At 70.9% G+C, this 21,378-nt stretch carries 24 protein-coding genes; 8 read left to right on the top strand and 16 right to left on the bottom strand.

The window, feature by feature from the left end; genetic code table 11:
• Positions 1-127 precede the first annotated feature (127 nt).
• Positions 128-1,450: an FAD-dependent monooxygenase gene (locus AB0B91_RS41290; RefSeq protein WP_358332227.1), complete on the top strand. Its 1,323-nt coding sequence runs from the start codon at positions 128-130 to the stop codon at positions 1,448-1,450.
• Here AB0B91_RS41290 and AB0B91_RS41285 read toward each other — a convergent pair.
• On the bottom strand, positions 1,372-4,254 hold the full coding sequence (locus AB0B91_RS41285; RefSeq protein ID WP_358332224.1) for a BTAD domain-containing putative transcriptional regulator: 2,883 nt from the start codon (positions 4,252-4,254) through the stop codon (positions 1,372-1,374). The two genes, AB0B91_RS41290 and AB0B91_RS41285, sit on opposite strands and share 79 nt — an antisense overlap.
• 35 nt (positions 4,255-4,289) lie before the next feature.
• On the bottom strand, positions 4,290-5,540 hold the full coding sequence (locus AB0B91_RS41280) for an NAD(P)/FAD-dependent oxidoreductase (RefSeq protein WP_358332221.1): 1,251 nt from the start codon (positions 5,538-5,540) through the stop codon (positions 4,290-4,292).
• A gap of 64 nt (positions 5,541-5,604) precedes the next feature.
• Here AB0B91_RS41280 and AB0B91_RS41275 point away from each other — a divergent pair, with 64 nt between their 5' ends.
• A complete protein-coding gene (locus AB0B91_RS41275; protein WP_358332218.1) occupies positions 5,605-6,198 on the top strand; it encodes a TetR family transcriptional regulator in 594 nt (197 codons plus the stop codon).
• Positions 6,199-6,270: 72 nt separating this feature from the next.
• Here the strand turns inward: AB0B91_RS41275 and AB0B91_RS41270 are convergent, their stop codons facing one another.
• Positions 6,271-6,657 carry a hypothetical protein gene (locus AB0B91_RS41270; protein ID WP_358332215.1) on the bottom strand — a complete coding sequence of 129 codons (387 nt, stop codon included), beginning with the start codon at positions 6,655-6,657 and terminating at the stop codon, positions 6,271-6,273.
• 160 nt (positions 6,658-6,817) lie between these two features.
• Between AB0B91_RS41270 and AB0B91_RS41265 the strand changes: the two genes are divergently transcribed.
• Together AB0B91_RS41265 and AB0B91_RS41260 are read left to right on the top strand one after the other, a co-directional pair.
• Positions 6,818-7,999 (top strand): sensor histidine kinase, encoded by a 1,182-nt coding sequence (locus tag AB0B91_RS41265; protein ID WP_358332212.1) that lies wholly within the window; start codon positions 6,818-6,820, stop codon positions 7,997-7,999.
• Positions 7,996-8,649 carry a response regulator transcription factor gene (locus AB0B91_RS41260; RefSeq protein ID WP_358332209.1) on the top strand — a complete coding sequence of 218 codons (654 nt, stop codon included), beginning with the start codon at positions 7,996-7,998 and terminating at the stop codon, positions 8,647-8,649. Before AB0B91_RS41265 ends, AB0B91_RS41260 begins: the two co-directional genes overlap by 4 nt.
• A 5-nt stretch (positions 8,650-8,654) precedes the next feature.
• Here AB0B91_RS41260 and AB0B91_RS41255 read toward each other — a convergent pair whose 3' ends face one another.
• The 6 genes from AB0B91_RS41255 to AB0B91_RS41230 all read right to left on the bottom strand — a co-directional run bounded on the left by AB0B91_RS41255 (position 8,655) and on the right by AB0B91_RS41230 (position 12,176).
• The gene (locus AB0B91_RS41255) at positions 8,655-9,044 is read right to left on the bottom strand and encodes a VOC family protein (protein ID WP_358332206.1); all 390 of its coding nucleotides are present in this window, start codon (positions 9,042-9,044) and stop codon (positions 8,655-8,657) included.
• The gene (locus AB0B91_RS41250) at positions 9,041-9,319 is read right to left on the bottom strand and encodes a metalloregulator ArsR/SmtB family transcription factor (RefSeq protein ID WP_358332203.1); all 279 of its coding nucleotides are present in this window, start codon (positions 9,317-9,319) and stop codon (positions 9,041-9,043) included. Before AB0B91_RS41250 ends, AB0B91_RS41255 begins: the two co-directional genes overlap by 4 nt.
• A gap of 160 nt (positions 9,320-9,479) precedes the next feature.
• Complete coding sequence (locus AB0B91_RS41245; RefSeq protein WP_357651355.1) at positions 9,480-9,815, bottom strand: antibiotic biosynthesis monooxygenase; 336 nt, start codon at positions 9,813-9,815, stop codon at positions 9,480-9,482.
• A 123-nt stretch (positions 9,816-9,938) separates the two neighbouring features.
• The gene (locus AB0B91_RS41240) at positions 9,939-10,514 is read right to left on the bottom strand and encodes an XRE family transcriptional regulator (RefSeq protein ID WP_358332200.1); all 576 of its coding nucleotides are present in this window, start codon (positions 10,512-10,514) and stop codon (positions 9,939-9,941) included.
• Positions 10,511-11,215 (bottom strand): hypothetical protein, encoded by a 705-nt coding sequence (locus AB0B91_RS41235; protein WP_358332197.1) that lies wholly within the window; start codon positions 11,213-11,215, stop codon positions 10,511-10,513. The genes AB0B91_RS41240 and AB0B91_RS41235 overlap by 4 nt, the downstream gene beginning before the upstream one ends.
• 22 nt (positions 11,216-11,237) lie before the next feature.
• A complete protein-coding gene (locus tag AB0B91_RS41230) occupies positions 11,238-12,176 on the bottom strand; it encodes a beta-ketoacyl-ACP synthase III (protein ID WP_358332194.1) in 939 nt (312 codons plus the stop codon).
• A 45-nt stretch (positions 12,177-12,221) separates the two neighbouring features.
• On the opposite strand from AB0B91_RS41230, the gene AB0B91_RS41225 reads away from it, so the two are divergent.
• Entirely contained in the window at positions 12,222-12,854 is a 633-nt protein-coding gene (locus AB0B91_RS41225) for a TetR/AcrR family transcriptional regulator (protein ID WP_358332191.1), read from the top strand.
• A gap of 64 nt (positions 12,855-12,918) precedes the next feature.
• Here AB0B91_RS41225 and AB0B91_RS41220 read toward each other — a convergent pair whose 3' ends face one another.
• From AB0B91_RS41220 to AB0B91_RS41205, 4 genes are all read right to left on the bottom strand, one after another.
• A complete protein-coding gene (locus AB0B91_RS41220; RefSeq protein ID WP_358332188.1) occupies positions 12,919-13,131 on the bottom strand; it encodes a hypothetical protein in 213 nt (70 codons plus the stop codon).
• Positions 13,132-13,254: 123 nt separating this feature from the next.
• Positions 13,255-13,986 carry a response regulator transcription factor gene (locus AB0B91_RS41215; RefSeq protein WP_358332185.1) on the bottom strand — a complete coding sequence of 244 codons (732 nt, stop codon included), beginning with the start codon at positions 13,984-13,986 and terminating at the stop codon, positions 13,255-13,257.
• Positions 13,983-15,146: a histidine kinase gene (locus AB0B91_RS41210; RefSeq protein ID WP_358332182.1), complete on the bottom strand. Its 1,164-nt coding sequence runs from the start codon at positions 15,144-15,146 to the stop codon at positions 13,983-13,985. Before AB0B91_RS41210 ends, AB0B91_RS41215 begins: the two co-directional genes overlap by 4 nt.
• A 63-nt stretch (positions 15,147-15,209) precedes the next feature.
• Positions 15,210-15,794 (bottom strand): hypothetical protein, encoded by a 585-nt coding sequence (locus tag AB0B91_RS41205; RefSeq protein WP_358332179.1) that lies wholly within the window; start codon positions 15,792-15,794, stop codon positions 15,210-15,212.
• 216 nt (positions 15,795-16,010) lie between these two features.
• Between AB0B91_RS41205 and AB0B91_RS41200 the strand changes: the two genes are divergently transcribed.
• Positions 16,011-16,769: an SRPBCC domain-containing protein gene (locus tag AB0B91_RS41200; protein WP_358332176.1), complete on the top strand. Its 759-nt coding sequence runs from the start codon at positions 16,011-16,013 to the stop codon at positions 16,767-16,769.
• 40 nt (positions 16,770-16,809) lie between these two features.
• Here AB0B91_RS41200 and AB0B91_RS41195 read toward each other — a convergent pair whose 3' ends face one another.
• Entirely contained in the window at positions 16,810-17,196 is a 387-nt protein-coding gene (locus AB0B91_RS41195) for a helix-turn-helix domain-containing protein (protein ID WP_358332173.1), read from the bottom strand.
• Between the two features lie 101 nt (positions 17,197-17,297).
• Here AB0B91_RS41195 and AB0B91_RS41190 point away from each other — a divergent pair, with 101 nt between their 5' ends.
• Positions 17,298-17,960, top strand: coding sequence for an NAD(P)-binding domain-containing protein (locus tag AB0B91_RS41190; protein ID WP_358332170.1), 663 nt, complete (start codon positions 17,298-17,300; stop codon positions 17,958-17,960).
• Positions 17,961-18,015: 55 nt separating this feature from the next.
• On the opposite strand, the gene AB0B91_RS41185 is transcribed toward AB0B91_RS41190, so the two are convergent.
• Positions 18,016-19,554: an alpha/beta fold hydrolase gene (locus AB0B91_RS41185; protein ID WP_358332165.1), complete on the bottom strand. Its 1,539-nt coding sequence runs from the start codon at positions 19,552-19,554 to the stop codon at positions 18,016-18,018.
• Positions 19,555-19,594: 40 nt separating this feature from the next.
• Positions 19,595-20,152 (bottom strand): TetR family transcriptional regulator, encoded by a 558-nt coding sequence (locus AB0B91_RS41180; protein WP_358037710.1) that lies wholly within the window; start codon positions 20,150-20,152, stop codon positions 19,595-19,597.
• Positions 20,153-20,199: 47 nt separating this feature from the next.
• Between AB0B91_RS41180 and AB0B91_RS41175 the strand changes: the two genes are divergently transcribed.
• The gene (locus tag AB0B91_RS41175; RefSeq protein ID WP_358332157.1) at positions 20,200-21,375 is read left to right on the top strand and encodes a cytochrome P450; all 1,176 of its coding nucleotides are present in this window, start codon (positions 20,200-20,202) and stop codon (positions 21,373-21,375) included.
• Positions 21,376-21,378: the final 3 nt, after the last annotated feature.

Raw genomic sequence — 21,378 nt, 5'->3', positions numbered from 1 at the left:
AGTATCCGCCGTCGCGCCTGCAAATAGTCTCGTCTAAGCCAAGACATGGTTTCGCCCATGCCGCAGTCGAAACCCCGCGACAGCGGCTGACAGAGATCTGGCAGCGGCCGCGCGCATCGTGGCCGGCATGACACACGTACTCATCGTCGGCTCCGGGCCGACAGGACTGACCCTGGCCATCGAGCTCGCCCGCCGCGGCGTGGACCTGCGCATCGTCGAGAGGTCGGCCGAGCCCCCCACGGGAGTGCGCGGCAAGGGGCTGCAGCCCCGCACACTGGAGGTCTTCGACGACCTCGGCGTCATCGACGAGATCCTCGCCACCGGGAGCGGCTACCCGGGCATCAGGAGCTACAAGGGCGAGCAGATCGTCTGGGAAGGCCGGATGGACGAGCCCAAGGAGCCGTCGCCGGGCATCCCGTACCCGAACCTGATCATGCAGCCGCAGTGGCGCACCGAGCGGATCCTCCGCGACCGGCTCGCCGAGCTGGGCCATCGGGTCGAGTTCGGCACCGAGGTGACCGGCTTCGAGCAGGACGAGCAAGGGGTGACGGCCACGCTCGGCGGCGGCGAGACCGTCCGCTGCGCCTACCTCGTCGGCGCCGACGGTGGCCGCAGCACCATCCGCAAGCAGCTCGGCGTCGGCTTCGCGGGGGAGACGTACGAGAGCGAGCGCATGCTGCTGGCCGATGTCAAGACCGGCGACCTGGACCGCGACCACTGGCACCTCTGGGGCTCCATGGAGGAGCAGGTCATGTACTTCGGCCTCTGCCCGCTGCCGAACACGGACGTCTTCCAGCTCGTCGCGCCGTACACGGGCGAGGACGACCTGCGCGCGCTCGTCACGAGGCACGCCCCGCACGTCCACCTCGACGAGATCCTGTGGCGCTCGGACTACCGGGCCAACGTCCGGATGGCCGAGCGGTTCCGCGTGGGCCGGGTGTTCCTGGCCGGGGACGCCGCGCACGTGCACTCGCCGGCCGGCGGCCAGGGGCTCAACACCGGGGTCCAGGACGCCTACAACCTGGCCTGGAAGCTCGCGGCCGGCTCGGCGGCGCTGATCGACACCTACGAGGACGAGCGGATGGCGGTGGCCGCGCACGTGCTGGGTCTCAGCACCCGGCTGCACCGGGAGCGCGACATCGAGCGCGGTGACGACACCAACCAGCTCGACCTGGCCTACCTCGGCAGCGCCCTGTCCGTGGGCGAGCGGGGCGGCGAACGCCTGGGGACGCTCTTCGACGAGCAGCGCGGCACGCACTTCCTGCTGCTCGGCGCCACCGGCCGGGAGTACGGCGACACGATCAGGGTCCTGCCGCCGCTCGACGGGCAGGAAGGCGTCATCCTGGTCCGCCCCGACGGCTACATCGGCTATCACGGGGACGAGAGCGGGCTCAGCGCGTACCTCTCCGGGTTCGGGATCGACGCCCCCTTGACCAAGGCCTCCTCATAGCGCCGCGTGCCCAGCGCCGTCCGGCAGCGCGTGGCCAGCGCGACCACGAACGGGTCGGCCGACTCGGTGATCCCGCGGAGCACCCTGGCCGCCCCCAGCAGCTCGGCGGCCGTCAGGGGCTCGCGGTGCTCGGCCACGCCTTCGAGCACGGTCGCGCGGGCGGTCCTGTCCTCGCAGGTGGCCATGAGCTCCAGCGCTCTGCGCAACGGCTCGTCCGGCTCGGCGACACGGGCCAGCTCGACGTTCATGAACGCCCTGAACTGGGGAGGAGCGTCCATGTCCATCGCCAGGGCGCTGCGCAGCAGCCGGGCGGCCTCGCCCCGATCGCCGGAACGCCTGGCCAGCTCGGCTCTGGCGTGCATGACCCGGGCGATGGCCAGCGGGTCTTCGGACCGCAGCGCCGCCTGCCAGGCCCGCTCCAGGGCGGTGGCCGCGCCGGCATGGTCGCCCGAGCGCGTCATGAGCTGGCCGAGCCGCAGCAGGAAACTCATCGGCCCGAGCGGCGCCCCCAGCGCGGCGAGCTCCGCCGCGATCGGCTCCGGCTCCTTGGCCAGGACCAGCGCGCGGGCGAAGTCGCCGCGGTTCTCGGCGGCCAGCGACAGCCAGTAATAGGCGGCCCACTGTCCCCAGCGGTCGCCGGTCCGGCGCAAGCCGTCGAGCGCCGGCTCCAGCAGGGACTCGGCGCCGGCGACCGCCCCGTACTCGAACCGTACGATGCCCGCCACTAGCAGCGCCGTCGACCTGGTCCAGGTGTCGGGATGATCGCGCAGCCGCTCGGCGCCCGCCTCCGTGATGGCCACCACGTCGCGGGGCGGGCCCAGCGCGATGATCATCGCCCACGAGTGCAGCGCCGCCGGATGGTCCGACTCCAGGACCGCCCGGGTCGGCTCGGTGCCCATGGCGGCCATCATGCAGAGCCCATGGGCCAGCTCCCGCCCCTCGGGCGCCACGTCGCCGACCCTGCGCAGCACGGCGGTCGCGTGCGCGGCGATCTCGTGCCGCCGCCCGCGCATCATCCACGGCCACAGCCTGGGCAGGATGATCCGGAGCGGGTCGTCGGAATGCCGGAGCGCCGCGTCCAGGTTGCCCTGCTCGGCGTCGAGTATCGCCAGCCACTTGACCTGCTCATCCGTCCGCAGGTGCGGCTCGGCGGACTCGGCCAGCTCGGCGTAGTAGCCGGCATGGGCCTGCCTGATCTCCGGGAGGTCGCCCGTGACGTACTGCCTGATCGTCTCCAGCATCGTGTAGCGGTCGCCGGAGACCGCGATCAGCGACTTGTCGACCAGTGAGGAGAGCAGGTCGAGATCACCGCCGCAGATCCGGGCGATCGCCTCGGCCGTCGCGCCGCCGGAGAACACCGACAGCCCGCGCAGCAGCTCCCGCTCCTCCTCCGACAGCAGGTTCCAGCTCCAGTCGATGACCGCGCGGAGCGTGCGGTGCCTGGGCTCGGAGGTACGGCTGCCGCGGAAGGCCAGCCGGTCGCCGAGCTGCTCGACCAGCATGGACACCGACATCGTCCGCAGCCGGGCGGCGGCCAGCTCGATGGCCAGCGGGATGCCGTCGAGCTCGCGGCAGATCCGCGCTGCCTCGGCCGGCGCCAGCACCAGGTCGGGGCGGGCGGCGGCGGCCCGGTCGCGGAGCAACTCCACGGCGGGCTCCTGCGGTAACGGGAGCACGGGATGCAGGGACTCGCCGGAGATGTTCAGCGGCTCCCTGCTGGTGGCGATGATCCGCAGCCCGGCCACCTCGCCCAGCAGCCACTGCGCCACCCGCGCGGCCTCGTCGATCAGGTGCTCGCAGTTGTCCAGCACGATCACGGGTGACGTGCCGCGCAGCGCTCTGACCAGGTCAGATGTCTTGAGCACGGCTTCCAGCGCGGCCCGTACACCGGCTGCAGAGGCCAGCTCGACCAGCCACACCCCGTCGGGCACCCGCAGCGTCGCGGCGGCCTCGACGGCCAGCCGGGTCTTTCCCGCCCCGCCGGGCCCCACGAGGGTGATCAGCCGGGCGCCCGCCAGCGTCCGGATCCGGGAGACGTCGTCGTTCCGCCCGACGAAGCTGGTCAGCCGGGCGGGCAGGTTGGTCCGCGGCGCCGGCTCCTCGTCCCGCAGCGCCGCGAGGTGCGCTTCGCGCAGCTCGGCTCCCGGATCGACGCCCAGCTCGTCCGCCAGCTCCGCCCTGATCCGCTCGAAGACCTCCAGCGCCTCTCCCCGCCGCCCGCTCGCCACCATGGCCCGCATCAGCAACGCGTGGAACGGCTCACGCAGCCGGTGCTCGGCGACCAACTCCTCCAACTCGGCCACGACGTCGCCGCCCACGACGTCACCGCTCATGACGTCGCGGCCCGTGATGGCGCCGCCCGCGGCGAGGTCCGCCGCGATCCGGGTCGCCAGCGCCGCCAGCCGCAGCTCCTCCAGCCGCGCGGCCGGGGCCTCCGCGAAGGGCAGATCGACACCGGCCAGCGCCGGTCCGCGCCAGAGCGCCAGCGCCGCGTGCGCGTCTCCCACGCGGGCCAGCCGCTCGAACTCCCACGCGTCCACCTCACCGGCGGGTACGTCGAGCAGGTAGCCGTTCGGATGGGAGGAGATCAGGCCCGGCCCTTCCCTGCGCGCCCTGGACACCAGCGACTGCAGCGCGGCCATCGGATGCTCGGGCGGCTCGCCCGGCCACAGGTCGTCGATCAACCGGTCGGTCGTCACCACCCGCCCAGGGTCGAGCGCCAGCCGTACCAGCAGCGCCCGCACCCGCGCGCCGCCGACCGCGGCCCCCGCAACCTGGAGCGGCCCCAGGATCCCGATCCGCATCCACCCTCCAAGCCTCGCCCCCTACGGTACGACGCTCACGAGAAGACCTTCGCTTTGAGCGACGGGAACCGCTGGACCGTACGCAGGAACGTCTTGAAGCCGATCCTGGCGGCCCGGCTCTCGCCGATGAACTGCTCGGCCGCCCGGAGCGAGTCCCGCACGGCCGCGAAGCCGTACTCGCGCAGCTGCTCCTCGTAGCCCGCGATGGCCTCGACCGTGTCCCGCCCGCCGGTCAGCGCGAGGCAGAGCAGGCGGGCGTCGCGCAGCGCGGTGTTGGCGCCGATGCCGCGCATCGGCGTCATGCTGTGGATGGCGTCGCCGAGCAGCGTGATGGTGGTGGCCGGCCATGGCTCGATCGGGATCGAGGTACGGATCGGCAGCAGCGAGACCGTGTCGGGATCCGACAGGTCGATCAGCTTGCGCAGGTCGGGATGCCAGGACTCGACCATCCGCGCCACCGCCTGCTTGAGCCGGACGCCCGGCAGCTCGGCGACGTCGGTGGGGAAGCGGTCCTTGGTGGCGCCTACGGCCCACAGGATGTAGCTGCCGGCGTTGTCCATCAGCGCGCCCTGCTGCTCGGTCGCCCCGATGCCGCCGACCGGCGCCACGTCGCCCAGGTCGTGCGGGGCGCAGAACATGCCGAGGCCCTTGGGCGGGATGACGGTGTTCGGCCCCTCGACGAGCCGACGGGAGATGAGCGCCTTGGTCTCGTCGGTGAGCGGGAACTTGCCCGCCACCGTGGTGATGCCGGTGTCGACCCGTTCGGCGTGCGGCAGATACTGCTTGCGCACCCGCGAGTTGCCGCCGTCGGCGGCGACCACGATGTCGGCCGTCTCGCTGGAGCCGTCGGCAAAGAACAGCTCGACGCGCCCGTCGGGCCGCCGCTCATAGCGCTCGTACGTCCTGCCGAACCGCACCACCTCCTCCAGCCCGCTCAGCAGCACCTGCCTGAGCGTGATGCGGCTCACGGAGTGGTGGTCGTCGACCGGGTCGGCCGCGGGCGGGGTCTCGATCAACGCCAGCGTCCTGAGCCGCTCGGTGAGGAAGCCGAAGTCCTGACCGCCCTGCCCGGTCGTGGCGAGGAACGCCCGCCAGAGATCCGCAGGCAGGCAGTCGTGGAGGGCGCGGGCGCCGTTGGGGTCGATGTGCACCCGGTAGCCCTGCAGCCGGTCGGCCGGGGTGCGGTCCCGCTCGTAGACGGTGACGTGCTTGCCGGCCTTGAGCAGTCCCTGGGCGAGGCAGAGGCCGCCGACCCCGCCACCGATGATCGCGATGTGTGCTGTCATGTCCATGACTATCAACCATACGGATAATTCTGTCAACCATCCGGATGGATGATAAAGTTGGGCCATGAGACGAGAGCCGGAGGAGAAGCAGCGCGACCCGGAGCGCACCAAGGCCCGCATCCTGCAGGCGGCGCTGGAGGAGTTCGCGGCCAAGGGGTTCGCGGGGGCGCGGGTCGGCGAGATCGCGGCCAGGGCCGGGGTCAACAAGCAGCTGATCTCCTACTACTTCGGCGGCAAGGAGGGGCTCTTCCGTGCGCTGAACACCCGCTGGCAGAGCGAGGAGAGCGTGTTCGCCGACCGGGGGTCATCGCTCGGCCGGCTCGTCGCGGGCTACGCTCGCGCCAACTCCAGCCGCCGCGACTTCGGCAAGCTGATGGTCTGGCAGGGGCTCACCGACGACGGCCCGCCCGATCCCGCCTTCGCCGAGGACGTGCGTCGCGACCTGGAGCACCTGCGCGCCCGCCAGGAGGCCGGGGAGTTCCCCGCCGACCTGGACCCGGCCGCGTTGATGGTGGCGCTGTTCGGGATGGCGGCGGCCGGGATCGCCTTCCCACAGCTCGTCCGGGCTGCCTGCGGCCTCGACCCGGGCTCACCCGAGTTCGGCGACTACTACGCCGAGCAGTTGGAGCGGCTGGCCGACCACCTACGCGCTCCGTGAGATCCGCAGGAGGTCGCTGAGCGTGAGCAGCGCCTGTCCGGACCGCGGCCCAGCGCGGCCTGGCCGACAGCGTCAACGCACCCCGCGCAGCCGCTGTATCAGCAACGCGAGCAGGCCGCAGGCCGCCCCCCAGACCAGGTTGGTGATGAGGATGGACACGCTGCCGAAGATCACGACCGGGCCGCCGCGCAGCGCCAGACCGCTGGTCGCGATGGCGACGACTCCGTAGAGGAGGCCGGCGAGCACGAGCGTCAGTACGGGCCTGCGCACCTGGGTCAGTCCGACGATGAGGATCCAGGCCAGCGAGATCGCGGCCGTCAGGACGATCGGCGTGGCCGGCTTTCCGAGCGCGTCCGACAGGCCCACCATGGAGAACAGCGGCCGGACCAGCGCGATGGCCGCCAGGCCTACGATGAGCAGCCAGTTGAGCGAATGAAGAGGTTGCTGGTTCGACGTCATGCGGTCGAACGTACGAACGCGTGGTCCCGCCGCGCATCGCCCCTCAAGCGTCATTCCGCGGCCCGTTTGTACGTCGAGAAGCGACATCTGCGCGGTCCGGCCCGCCTCACAGCGCGCCAGGCCACAGACTAGGACGGGACGGGCGAGAAGGACGGATCGCATGCTCCAGCACGGACGACCCCAGGACGCCGATGGTGTCCCGGACTGGGTGTTCCTGGCCCTCGTCGCCGTCGGGCAAGCGCTCGCGATCTCACTCATCATCGCGGTCGGCGCCCCGAGCAGCGGCTACAGCGGGTGGGGCGCTTACGCCTTCGCGAGCGGGTTCGGTGTCCTGCTGCTCGCGCACCGAGCCGCCCCACTCGTGGTGCTCACGACGACCATTCTCGGCATCTTCACCTACTACGCCATGGACTATCCACCGATCGGCATGGCCGCCCCCGCCGTCGCGGCGCTCTACTTCGCCGCCGAACGCAGGAACATCCGGTGGCCACTGAGCGCGGGACTGGTACTGCTGGCCGTGTCCGCCTTCTTCCGAGCGGTCAACGAGCACCAGCCGGGCGACGTCCTGTCCTACGACCTGCTGACCAACGCCGCACTGATCGGCTGCGCGATCGCACTCGCCTCAACCGTGCGCAGCCGTCACCAACTGCGCGAGCAACAGGAACTCATCATCACCCTGGAACGCGAGCGAGAACGCGACCGCGTCGAACGCGCCATGCAGGAAGAACGCATCCGCATCGCTCGTGACCTGCACGACACGATCGGGCATGCCCTGGCCATCGTCACCGTGCACGCCAACGTCGCCGGCGAGGCCGTCGGACGCGACGACGACACGGTGACCCGATCGCTGTCCAACGTGGCCGACGCCACCACGCGATCCCTGCGCGAACTCCGTGCCACCGTGTCCATGCTGCACTCCCCGGCGCGGACGGGCCACGACGACCGCGCGCCCCACACGCTGGAAGGCATCCGGACCATCATCGAGACCGCCCGGCAGGCCGGTCTCACCACGCGCGCCGAGCTGGCCGCCGACCCGGCGCGCGTGCCACCCACGATCGCCACCGCCGCCCACCGCATCGCCCAGGAGGCTGTGACCAACGTGATCAAGCACGCCGGTGCGACCACGCTCACCATCAGCACCAGGATCGAGGACGACACGCTCTACCTGACCATCGGCGACGACGGCAAGGCGACGACCGAGCCGAGCGTGGACGGGCGCGGCATCGCCGGGATGCGCGAGCGGGCGGCCCTCCTGGGAGGCGCGCTGAGCACCAGCAGGTCGTCAACGTCCGGCACCGCCGTGACCGCCCGGCTGCCGCTGGCCCGGGAGCCCCGTACATGATCAGGATCGTCATCGCCGAGGACGAGCCGCTGCTGCGCTCGGGCCTGCGCGCGCTGGCCGAACACGACGGTGACATCGCCGTCGTGGCCCAGGCCGGCGACGGCCGGAGCGCGGTCGACTCGGTACGCGAGCACCGGCCCGACATCGTGCTCATGGACATCCGCATGCCCGTGCTCGACGGCATCACCGCCACCAGGCGCATTCTCGACGACCCCGACCTCGACGGCGTCCGGATCATCGTGCTCACCACGTTCGACGAGGACGAGAACGTCCTGGACGCGATCCGCTCGGGCGCGTCCGGATACCTCCTGAAGGACATCCAGCCGCAGGACCTGCGCGATGCCATCCGTCTCGTGGCCGGCGGCCAATCGCTCCTCGCGCCGTCGATCACCGAGAAGGTCATGCGCGCCGCCGCCTCGGCGCACCCGCGAACCAGGCCGGAGCTGGTCGAAGGACTGTCCGGCCGCGAACGCGAGGTCTTGGCCGCGATCGGGCGCGGCCTGAACAACCAGGAGATCGCCGCCGAGCTGTTCATCAGCCCCGAGACCGCACGTACCTACGTCAGCAGGCTGCTCACCAAGCTGCCCGCCCGCGACCGCACCCAACTGGCCGTCATCGCGTACCGGAGCGGCCTGGCCGGACGGCGGTAAAGGGGTCAGCCGGCCTGGTGGGCGATCTGGATCAGGTTGCCGCAGGTGTCGTCGAGCACGGCGGTGGTCACCGGCCCCATGTCGGCGGGTTCCTGGGTGAAGCGCACGCCGAGGCCGCGGAGCCGCTCGTACTCGGCCTTGACGTCGTCGACGGCGAAAGAGGTGTAAGGGATGCCGTCGGAGACCAGCGCCTCCTTGAACGGCTGCACCGCCGGGTGGGCGCCGGGTTCGAGCACCAGCTCGGTGCCGTCCGGGTCCTGCGGGGACACCACGGTCAGCCACCGGTGCTCGCCGAGCGGGATGTCGTGCTTCTTCACGAAACCCAGCACGTCGGTGTAGAAGCGCAGCGCCTTCTCCTGGTCGTCAACGAGCACGCTCGTCAGGTTGATTCTCATGTCGGTCCCCTTCTGAGCCACCGCTCGATGATCGGTTCGAGCGGGCTGGTGTTGATGTAGTGGAACTTGTACCGGCCCTCACGCCTGGTCTCGACCAGGCCGGCAGCTTCGAGGACGTCGAGATGCTGCGAGATCGCCTGCCGCGACGAAGCGAGCTCATGCTTGGTGGCCAGCCGGGCGCAGATCTCGAAGAGCGTCTGTCCGTTGCGGTCGGTCAGCTCGTCGAGGATCGTCCGGCGCGTGGAATCGGCCAGGGCTTTGAAGACGTCACCCACACGCCGCACCATAGGCAAGCCGATACTTGCCTGTCAATTGATCGTGCTTCCGTGCCTGAACGAGGCCGCCGCTCTGCCGTGCCGCGGCAGCCGCCGGGCCTCAGGAAGTCACCGGATCCTGGAAGAAGGTCGTGATCAACGCGACAGGCGCAGGCGCGGCTCAGCTCTTCGGGCTGGCGCTCTGGACGACCTCGAACGACCAGAGCTGCGATCCGGACGCGGCGGGCCCCTGGCCGTGGCCATGCCCCTGGGCGGCCCCGGCCTGCGCGTGCCCGCGCTGGAAGGCCTGACCCTGCTGCCACGTCTGGAAGTCGTCCTCGCTGCGCCAGCGGGTGTAAACCAGGTACTGGTCGGTGCCCTCGACCGGCCTGAGCAGCTCGAACCACTCGAACCCGTCGGCCGACTCCACCATGCCCGCCCGGTTGGAGAAGCGTCGCTCCAACTCCTCCCGCATCTCCGCCGGCACGGTCAGGACGTTGATCTTCACGACTGACAACGGAACCCCTCTCCTCCCCTCCAACGCTAGCGTCAGCGCGCGACGCCTCGCGATCTGGGTGCGCGAAGCTGGTCGCGCACCGCGCGGAGGGAGCCGGGCCGGCCGCCCGAACCGTCCGGCTTCTCAGCCGGCGACTGGTGAGGCGATGACGACGGTGACATCGGCGGGGATGTCGTCGGTGCGATAGCGGTGCGGGGCGTCTCCGGCGAAGGCCAGCATGTCGCCGGCCTCCAGGCGGCGGGGATCGTCGGCCGGACCCGCGAGCAGGCTGCCGGAGGCGATCAGGAGGTGCTCGGTCGTGCCGGGGGCGTGGGGGATGCCGTCGACGGTGGTGTTCGGTGGGAGGCGCAGTCGCCAGATCTCCAGGCTGTGGCCGCCGCTGATGCGGCGGAGCAGTTCGCGGGTGGGTTCGTCCTGGCCGGCGACCGTCGAGGCGATGTGCACGGTGCCGGGGTCGCCGTGGCGGATGAGCAGGTCGGTGAGCGGGATGGCCAGGGCGACGGCGATGGAGTCCAGGGTGTCGATGGTGGGGTTGCCCATGCCCGCCTCCAGTTGTGACAGCGTCGCCTTGCTCAGCCCGGTCCGCCGGGCCAGCTCGGCCTGGCTCATGCCGCGCTGCTGCCGGCGGCGCTGGATCTGGGCACCGGCAGCGGCTGCGGCGCTGCTGGTGGGACGGCGGTCCCGGCCAGGGGCGCTCATCGCGACGGCCTGTGCGAGGCGGTGTAGGAGACGCGGATGCGGCCCTTCTTCAGCTTCACGGCGGAGATCGTCACCTCTCGCAGGTCGGCGAGGCTACGCACGTGAGTGCCGCCGCAGGGGGCGGCGTGCATGTCCCCGAGCCGTACGACGCGGCGTCCCTCGTCGTCGTGTTCGGCGGTGACCGGCAGGTCGTCGGCGATGGCCGCGGCCACGAACGCGCGCAGCCGGTCGGCGGCCTTCTCCCTCTCCTCGGCATCGGCGGGCCGTGTGCCGGCCTCGGGTGGGGTGAGCTCGACGCGGGCCTGGCCGGGGAAGTGGTTACGGCCGGCCAGTGTCCAGCCTTCGGGCCGGCCCGCCGCTTCGACGAGGTGGCCGGCGGTGTGCAGCGCGGCGTGCAGCAGGCGCAGGTCGGCGTCGACGCGCGCGCGAACGACATCGCCCTCGGACAGGCCGTCCAGCCCGGCACCCTGGAGCATCACCAGGCCGGTCGCGGCATGGCGTACCGGGACGACCTCGCACTCGCCCAGCCAGCCGCGGTCGGCGGGCTGCCCGCCACCTTGCGGATGGAAGATGTTGTGCCGCACCGCGACCCACGTGCCGCCGACCTCGTCGTAGCCGGTCGCGGTCACGCTGGTGTCGACGCTGGTGAGGTAGGTGTCCTCCAGGTAGAGGGCGTCCTGTGCCCCGATATGATGAACCATAAGTTCATTATATCGAACGAAGCTAGGGGCAACGGACGATCATGCCCGCGTACGACAGGTTCCCCCCGAACCCGAAGAGCAGCATCGGCGCCCCCCGCCGCACCTCACCCTGCTCCAGCAGCTTCGACAGCGCCAGCGGGACGCTCGCGGCCGAGGTGTTGCCCGATTCGACCACGTCACGGGCCACGATCGCGTTGACCGCGCCGAGCTTCTGCGCGATCGGCTCGATGATCCGCAGGTTCGCCTGGTGCAGCACCACGGCCGCCAGTTCCTCCGGCTTGACGCCGCCCCGCTCGCACGCGCGCCGGGCGATGTCCGGCAGCCGCGTGGTGGCCCAGCGGTAGACGGTCTGGCCGTCCTGGGCGAACCGGGTGGGCGTGCCGCCGATCCGCACGGCATCGCCCAGTTCGGGGGCCGAGCCCCAGACGACGGGCCCGATCTCCGGCTCCGCCGCCGCGCTCAGCACCGCCGCCCCGGCGCCGTCGCCGGTCAGTACGCACGTCGTACGGTCGGTCCAGTCGGTCACGGCCGTCATCTTGTCCACGCCGACGACCAGCGCGTGCGTGGCGGCTCCGGCCCTGATCGTGTGGTCGGCCATGGCCAGCGCGTGGGTGAAGCCGGAGCACGACGCGCCCAGGTCCATGACGGCCGCTTCCGGTACGCCGAGCTTGGCCGCGACGCGGGAGGCGACGTTCGGCGCCCGCTCGGTCTGGGTGCAGGTGGCCACGAGCACGAGGTCTATGTCGGACGCGTTGAGTCCGCTGCCCGCCAGCGCCTTGGCCGCCGCGTGCCCGGCCAGCTCGGTCACGCCCTCCTCCGGCCCGGCCATGTGCCGGGTGCGGATCCCGACCCGCTTGGTGATCCACTCGTCGGAGGTGTCGACCATGGCGGCGAGGTCGTCGTTGGTCAGCACTTTGGCCGGTTGGTAGTGGCCGGTGGCGACGATGCGTGATCCATTCATGGGCCGGACTATAGCAACCGACCGTTCGGACGCTAAAATGGCCTGATGAGCCCGCGTAGATCTGTGGCGGAGGCCCTCGGCACCCGCTTCGCCATCCTCGACCGCTCGGTCGGCATCGCCTCCGTCGAGGGGCTGGAAGGGTTGACCATCGGCCGCCTCGCGACCGAGCTCGGCATGAGCAAGTCCGGCGTCCTCGGGCACTTCGGTTCAAAAGAGGCGTTGCAACTGGCGGTGCTGGACCGGGCGGGCGAGGTCTTCCGCGCGGAGGTCTGGGAGCCCGTCGTACGGATCGAGCCCGGAATGCCGCGGCTGCGGGCGCTCTGCGAGGCGTGGATCTCCTACCTGGAGCGCGGGGTCTTTCCCGGCGGCTGCTTCTTCGTCGCCGCGGCCCATGAGTTCGACGGGCGCGCGGGGGCGGTGCGGGACGCGGTGGAGGCCCGGTTCGACACCTGGCGGGCGCGGCTGCTCAAGGAGACGCGGCGGGCCGTGGCCGCCGGGGATCTGCTGGGCGGCATCGATGCCGATCAGCTGGTGTTCGAGCTGACCGGCCTGGTCATGTCGCTGAACCACGCCCTGCAACTGCACGGCGACCGCCAGGCCGTCACATGGGCGCGCCGGGCCGTACGGGCTCGCCTCGGCATTTCGCCGGCCGCCGTTTCGCCGGTCGGCAGTGCGTAAGACGGCACGCTCAAGACGCCGCGCGCCCTCACCGGGTGCGGCGTCGGCATGGGGGTCGGTCCGGTCAGCTCTCCGAGAGCTCCTCGAAGAGTGTCAGCGCCGCCTGGCGTACGTCCTGCGGTGCGAGTCCGTCGAGCGTCTGCCTGGCCTGGAAGACGTCGCGTGTGGTGGCCAGCGTGATGGCCACGGACGCGGCCGCCGCGCGGTCCAGCGAGCCCGCCGGCGCGGCGTCGGCCAGCTGCTGGGCGCTCGCGGCGAGGTCGAGGTTGTCTCTCAACGGGCCTCCTCGGTGATAGCGGGTCGGCCCATTGCATCACCTGGAAGGGTGTTTCATCCACTGTTAGGGCCGTTCCCGGTTCGTCGTTCGAATACGTCCCCGTCTACCCCGTCCGGCCACGCATTACGCACCCGGCACCGCAAGGCCCGATTCGTAGGCGGTGATCACCGCCTGCACCCTGTCGCGCAGCCCGAGCTTGGCGAGCAGATTGCTGACGTGCGTCTTCACGGTGTGCTCGCTGACCACCATGGCCTGCGCGATCTCCGCGTTCGACAGTCCGCGCGCGATGAGCTGCAGCGTCTCGCGTTCTCTGGCGGTCAGTACGTCCAGGGCCCCGGCGGGCCGGGCGGCCGGCCGGGAGGTGAACTCGGAGATCAACCTCCTGGTCACCGTGGGCGCCAGCAGCGATTCCCCCTCCGCGACCACCCGTACGGCGTTGACCAGGTCATCACGGCGCACATCCTTGAGCAGGAACCCGCTGGCGCCCGCCCGCAGCGCGTCATAGACGTAGTCGTCGTGGTCGAACGTGGTGAGCATGAGCACCCGGCAGCCCGTCTCCGCGCACACGATCTTGGCGGCCTCGATGCCGTCCATCCTGGGCATGCGGATGTCGAGCAGCAGCACGTCCGCCTCGTGCTCGCGGACCGCGGCGATCGCCTGGACCCCGTCGCCCGCCTCGGCGACCACGTCGATGTCCGGCTGGGCGTCGAGGATCATCGCGAATCCGCCCCGGACCAGCTCCTGATCGTCGGCGACGACGACCCGGATGCTCGGGGGCGCGTCCGGGCCGCCGCCGGTTGGGCCAACGGCGGTTCGGCCGGTGGGGGTCGGACCCGTGGGGGTCGGGCCGGTCATGCCTGGGCCAGCGGGAGTCGTACCGACACCTGGAAGCCCGGCCCGTCCGTGCGGTGACCGGCCACGGCGGTGCCTCCACAGGCGGCGGCGCGCTCCCGGATGCCGATCAGCCCGTGCCCGCCGGAAGGCAGCCCGTGCCCGCCGGAAGGCGGTGCGTGTCCGTCGATCGCGCGGCCTCGGCCGTCGTCGGTGATGTCGAGCAGCAAGGTATCGTCCTCCCAGGTGAGCCGGATGTCCGCGCGGTTCGCGCCGGCGTGCTTGACGATGTTGGTGAGCGCTTCCTGCGTGACCCGGTACGCGGCGACGGCGCAGTCGGGCGAGACGGGACGCGGCCGCCCGGTCGAGGCGAACTCCACCCGGAGCCCCGTGTGCGAGACCTGGTCCGCCAGGGCGGGCAGGTCGTTGATGGTGGGCTGGGGCGCGCGCGGCGCCTCCTCGTCCTTCAGCACGCCCAGCATCCGGCGGAGCTGCATCATCGCGTCCCGCCCCGCCGCGGCGATCGCGTCGAAGGCGGCCTCCGCCCGGGCCGGGTTGCTCCTGACCACCACGGGCCCCGCCTCGGCCTGGACGACCATGAGGCTGACCGCGTGGGCGAGGATGTCGTGCATGTCGCGGGCGATCCTGGCGCGCTCGTGTTCGGCGGCGCGTTCCGCTTCCACCTGTCGCTCCCTTTCCAGCCGTTCGGCCCGTTCCTCCAGCGCGGCGGCGTGGGCGCGGGAGGTGGCCGTGGCCCTGCCGATGGCGTACGCGGCGACGAACAGCACGGTCCCGCGCAGCGCGGTCTCCGACGAGCCGACCAGGAGCAGGCCACCGGCGATGGTGATGGCGAACGTGATGATCCGCTGCAAGGTGTCGGAGTAGGCGGCGACCGTGTACACCGCGACGAGCCCGCCGTACCAGATGGGCTGGCGCGCGACGTGGTCGGCGAGATCGTAGAGGGCGCCCGTGCACAGGCAGATGATCAGTATGGTGATCGGCGCCCGCCGCCGCCAGATCAGCGGCAGTGACGCGGCGATCACCACCGCGTACCCCCACCAGTCCCAGGGCTCGCTGGACCGCTCGTCGCTGGACAGCAGGGGCCAGAGCTGGGCTATCAGGATCGCCGCGGTGAGCGCGCCGTCCACCCACAGGTGAGGGAGCGCCCGGATCCTTCGCCGCACGATGTCAATAAGCGACAAGTCGGACACAGTGCCTCATCTTTCCGCACTTTTACCGGAGGTCTCTCATGCGTGAGCGGGGGTGTGCCGCGCCATCGGCGTGCGGCGGCCCATCAGCGGCAGGAACGAGACGAGCAGCAGGACCGCGCCCACCGGGATGAGGTTCTTGTCGATCACGGACAGCACGATCTCGGCCAGCACCGCGACCGGCACCCAGACCTTGACCATCCGGTGCCCGGCGAGCAGGGCGGCGAAGGCGAGCTGGGCGACGTAGAACAGGATCGGGCCCACGCTGTAGACGGCCAGGGACACGCCCGGCACCGCCTGTACCTGCTCGAACATCGAGCTCATCGCGTCATGGTCGGCCGCCAGGAAGCCGACGATGATGTCGATCGTGAACTGGGCGGCCGCGCAGCCGATCCCGACGACGCCCGCGACCAGGGTTGTGGTGGCGACCGCCGACCGCCCCAGCATGCTCCGCATTTCCCAAAATATCGGGACGAATAGCGTCAACGCGCCGAGAAAGGCCAGGTGTCCGACGGTCCAGGCCACGCCGGGGCCGCGGACGCCGTCGAGGCCGTCGACGATTCTGAGCACGCCGTAGGCCAGGACGAGCAGCGGGGCGGCGATGAGCGCGGTGCGATTCTTCATGGTCGGTTCTCCTCGGAGCTGCGGGATATACCGCCAATACTCGGATTTCTCCGCTTAAAAGGGATCGCCGTGACGGGCGATCCTCGACCTCCCTCTCAAGAGCGAGTCGGCTCGCCCCCACGGCGGACCGTGCCGACAACCATGGAATGCTTGACAAGTCTTATTGTCGGTGGAAGGGTCGATGGCACGGAAGGGACATTCATCGAGGAGCCGGTCATGCCGCACGAGTTCGAGGTAAGTCACGAGATCGAGCTGGACGCCTCACCCGAGGAGGTCTGGCAGGCGATCGCCGAAGGGCCGGGCATCGACTCCTGGTTCATGGGCCATACCGAGCTGGAGCCCCGCGAAGGCGGCAGAGGCACGCAGACCTTCGGCGGCGACTTCACCATGGGCTCGACCGTCACCGCGTGGGAGCCGGGCAAACGGCTCGCCTACCGCGGCGACGAGAACCCCGAAGACGGCACGTTCATGGCATTCGAATACCTCATCGAGGGCCGCGAGGGCGGCAGCACGGTGCTCCGCTTCGTGCACAACGGCTTCCTCGGCGACGACTGGGAGTCCGAGTACGACGCCCTGAAGATCGGCGACCTCCAATACCTCAACAAGCTGGCCGCCTACCTCAAGCACTTCCGCGGCCGGATCTCGACGCACAACCTCATGCTCTGGGGCCCGCAGGCGCCGCACGCTCAGGCGTGGGCCGCCTTCCAGGACGTGCTCGGCCTGACCGGCGGCATCACCGCGGGCGACCGGGTCACGATCACGCTCGACGGTGTCGCACCGGAGGAGGGCGTCGTGGAGTGGGTCACGGATCCGGGCGCGTTCATCGGGGTGCGGACCGGTGACGGGCTCTACATGTTCATCCACGGTCAGGGCACGGTCGTGGTCGAGCACCACGCCTACACCGACATCGACGGGCAAACCCTGGAGCAGTCCTGGCAGGGCTGGCTGGCGAAGACCTTCGCTCAGAGCTCCTAGCAGCCACGCGGAGGTGCGTGGCCCCGCCCGGCCGTGGGGGTCAGCCGGCCGTGCGGGCGGAGTCGTCGTAGGCGGTCAGGACCGTGTCGGCATAGCGGTAGGCCCAGTCGCCCAGGGCGCGGATCGGTGTCAGCAGGTCCTCGCCCGCCTGGGTCAGCTCGTACTCCACCCGCGGCGGGGCCTCGGCATAGCGTCGGCGTTCGACCAGGCCACAGCGTTCCATGCGACGCAGGGTCTGAGTGAGTACCTTCTGGCTGATGCCGCCGATCTCCTGGCGGAGCCGGCCGGGGCGCATGGGCCCGTCCTTCAGGGCGAACACCACCACCGGCAGCCAGGCATGGGCGAACAGGTCAACGGCCAGACGGGCTGGGCAGTCGGCGATGAAGTCGCCGAAGGGCTCGAACGGGGCGTCCTCGTGGTGGTCCACATGCGCCAGTCTCCCGCATTCGTTCGGCACCTGGAGGTGCCTATCGGCACGCTTACCGTCTTCGCAGGAAGCAGAAGCTCAGGCGAGGAAGAGGGAAAGACATGCGGATTGGCATACTCGGGGCCGGGCAGATGGCCGAGGCGCTGGGATCGGGCTGGGCGCGGGCGGGGCACGAGGTGATGGTCGGCGCACGGTCGCGGGAGAAGGCGCGCAAGCTGGCCGAGGCGATCGGGGCGGGCGCCCGTGGCGGTGACCTGCGGGCCGCCGCGGCGCACGGCGAGGCGTTGCTGCTGGCCGTACCTGCCCTGTCGGTGGACGGGATTCTCGCCGAGGTCGGCGCGGCGGACGGCGCGTTGGCCGGTCGGACGCTGATCGACTGCACCAACGCCTACGAGCCTGACGCGTTCACCGACGCGCCGAACTCGTTCCTCCTGGCCGAGGCCGCGGTGGCTGAGCGGGTGGCCGGGCTGGCCCCTGGGGCGGGGGTTGTCAAGGCGTTCAACGTGTGCGCCGCGGAGGTATGGGCCTCCCACGCGGGGCGCGGGCTGGGGGTGCCGCTGTGCGGCGACGATGAGCGGGCCGTGGAGGTGGTGGCCGGTCTGGTGGGCGATCTGGGGTTCGAGCCGGTACGGGCGGGTGGGCTGACGCGGGCGCGATACCTGGAGGCCGTGAGTGTGTTCGTGGTCGGCCTGTGGTTCGCCGGGTACGACGCCCGCCAGATGTTGCCGCCCCTTCAGGAGGCGTTCGCCCACTCTGACGCCTGACATCGACCCGCTGCCAGGGCATCGGGCCCGGAAAACCGGGCCCGGGGGCCTGTGGTCAGCTCGGGATCGGGCTGCCCGCGCAGCCCCTGTCGATCCGGCCCGTCTCGAAGTAGCGCACCACGTCGGCGGCGCACTCAGGTATCCGGGTGGTCGACACGTGCACGTCGTCGGCGACCGTGTAGACGGTGCCGCCGATGGCGCGCCGCGTCTGCAGCGTCCAGTCGTAGACGGACATGAACTCGTACAGATGCCCCGCCAGCACCAGTGACCCGCCGCCCCGCTTCAACGTGGTCTGCTGCACCGGCAGCGGCCAGCCGGAACACATGACAGCCAGTCCCCAGCCCCGGCCGGTCGCCGGGTAGCGCTTCACGAGCTGCTGGTAGTCACGCCAGGCGGGGTCGAACTTGGCCCGGCTGCTGTCCTCGTTGCACGCGACCGCCATGTTCATCGTCATGTTCAGCATTTCGGGCGCGCCCGGCACGGGCGTCCCCATCTGAGCGCCGAGCATCTCCTTGACGGTGGGCGGGGCGGTGGTGCCCGTCGCCGTCCGCAGTTCGGCCAGCGCCTTGCCAGCCCGTGTCCACTCGGTCGAGTTGCGCCTGGCCAGGTCGGCGACGACCGAGCCGTCGACGGGCCGTTGCAGGTCGGTGTAGGTCTTGGGGTCCTTGTCGTACGCGCGGACCAGCTCCGCCACCTCCACGCGGACCTGCCGGGTGGTCGCACCGAGACCGTAGGTCTCATCGCGGCGGGCCAGCCAGGCGGCCATGCGTACGAAGTCACGCTCGGCCGCCTCCGCCGCGCCCTTGAGGTGCTCGTCAAGACGGGTCCACGGAGGCGCCACGCTGTCCAGGAAAGCCCGTCCCGTGTGTTCGGGGAACAGGCTGCGGTACGCCATCCCCAGATAGGTGCCCCAGGAGAAGCCGAGCAGGTTGAGCGAGCGCTCACCCAGTGCGGTCCGCACCAGGTCCAGGTCCTTGGCCACGTTCTCGGTGGTGAGCTGCCCGAGGAAGGCGGGGTCGGAGTCCCCGCATTTCTTGCCGGCGGCGACCTGGGCGTCATAGATCTTCCTGGCCGCCTCCTCGGTCAGCGTGCCCGGCTCCTGCGGGCCTCCTGGCTCCATGGGGCAGGCGACCTTGGCGCTGTAGCCCACGCCGCGCGGATCGAAGCCGATGATGTCGTAGCGCTCGTTGAGCTTGGCCATCTCCTCGTTCCTGAGCGCGGCCCGCAGGATCGGGTCCAGGTAGCCGCTGTTGCCCGGCCCTCCCGGTAAGACGGCGGTGGCGCCGAGCCGGTGAGCCTTGTCCGTGGCGGTCAGCCGGGTCACCGCGATGTCGATCTTCCGTCCGCCGGGGTCGCGGTGGTTCAGCGGGACGCTGACCGTCCCGCACTCCAGGCGCTTCATCAGGGTGCGGAAGTCCGGAACCCGCTCCGCCGCCACGCCCAGGCTCCGGATCACCTCATCGGAGTAGGCCGGGCAGGATTTCCACTGAACGGACTGCGGGCCGGCAGCAGCGGTGGCGCCTGCTGCGGAAGGATGCGCCACCAGCCCCGCCAGCACCAGCGCCAGTGCCGTGAGTGATCTTCGGTACGTCATGCGGAACAGGTGTAGTGCAGCGGCGGTTTCCTCAGCGTTTCTACGAGGCCGCTTCGATGACGCCGTGGATGGCCCGGGAGACGCGCTCGGCGGCCGTGCCGGGATCGGGCCGTCCGGCGTCCAGCCACGCGATGACCCCTTCGATGGCCACCGCGAACACCAGCCGCGCCGCCCAGTCCGCCCACTGCCGGTCGGCGATCCTGGCGGCCAGATGTTCGCGGGCGATCTGGACGGACTCCCTGGAGAAGTCGTCGACGAGGTCGCGGAACTCCGGCTCGCGGGCCGCGTACCGGAACAGCAGCCGGAACCCGTCGGGGTCCGCCTCGGCCGCCCGCATGAGCGCCGGGATCGTCTGGTCGGTGAAGCCCGCGTCCCCCACCCGCTGGGCGAGGTGCGCGCACGCCCGGTCGAGCACCGCCCGATAGAGATCGGTCTTCGACTCGAAGTGCCGGTAGAGGATCACCCGGCTCACGCCGGCCTCGGCGGCCACGTCGTCGAGGCCGGTGGCCGTGTAGCCGCTGCCCGCGAAGGCGCGCGTCGCGGCGTCGAGTATCTGCTCCCGGCGCTCGGCTCGGGGCATCCGCCGGACGGTTTCCATGCGCGCTCCTCTTGTTTACTATCAAGTCTACAAATACCGTTGTACACATGCCAGTAAACAAGCTTCCCTTCGACCAGCCCGAGCTGCTCCGGTCGGCCCCGCTGCTGCGCGCGCTCCAGGCCGAGGGGCCGGTGCATCGCGTTCACACGCAGACGGGCGACGACGCCTGGCTGGTGACCGGCTATGAGGAGGTGCGCCGCCTGCTCGACGACGACCGGCTCGGTCGCTCGCACCCCCAGCCGGAGCAGGCCGCGCGCATCGGCGAGTCCGCGCTGTTCGGTGGCCCGATGGGTGACTTCGACACCGAGCGCGAGGACCACACCAGGATGCGGTCGCTGCTCCAGCCGCACTTCACGCCGAAACGCATGCGGGCGTTCCGCCCTCGCGTAGAGGAACTGACCACTCAACTGCTCGACGAACTGGAGCGCCAGGGCTCACCGGCCGATCTCCACCAGGCGCTGGCGCTGCCGCTGCCGATCCTGGTCATCTGCGAGCTGCTCGGCGTGCCGTACGAGGATCGCGACCAGTTCCGCGCCTGGTCGGAGGCGGCGGGCAACACCGCCGACCACGCCCGCTCGATGCGGGGGCTGGCCGACCTGTACGAGTACGGCAAGCAGATGGTCAACCTCAAGCGCCACGAACCGGGCGACGACGTGATCACCCGGCTCCTCGAACTGCCCGACACGAACGACGACGAGATCGCGATGCGGGCCATGAACCTGCTGTTCGCCGGGCACGAGACCACGGTCGTGCAGATCGGCATGGGCGCGTTGTTCCTGCTGGCCAACTCCGGGCAGTGGGAGGCCCTCCTGGCCGAGCCCGACCTGCTCACCGGAGCGATCGAGGAGATCATGCGGACGCCCATGGTGAACGGCACCGGCGGCATCCCCCGATACGCCCGCGTCGACCTGGAGGTCGGCGATGCCAGGGTCAAGGCGGGCGACCTGGTCCTGCTGCACATCGGCATGGCCAACCACGACGAGAAGGTGTTCGCGGACCCGGAGCGGTTCGACGTCACCCGGCAGGCGGCGGGTCACGTCTCCTTCGGGTACGGCGCCCGTTACTGCATCGGGGCACCGCTCGCCCGGATCGAGCTGCAGGCGGTGTTCGCCCAGCTCATCCCGCGTTTTCCGGGGATGCGGCTGGCGGTGCCCGTCGAGGAGCTCCGGCTGCGCGCCGACTCCCTGACCTCGGGCCTCGTCTCGCTGCCCGTGAAGTGGTGACGA

This window comes from Nonomuraea sp. NPDC049141, assembly GCF_040648415.1.
Taxonomy (GTDB): domain Bacteria; phylum Actinomycetota; class Actinomycetes; order Streptosporangiales; family Streptosporangiaceae; genus Nonomuraea.
The sequence above is the reverse complement of the archived record's forward strand: the minus strand, read 5'-3'. Positions and strand labels throughout refer to the sequence as shown.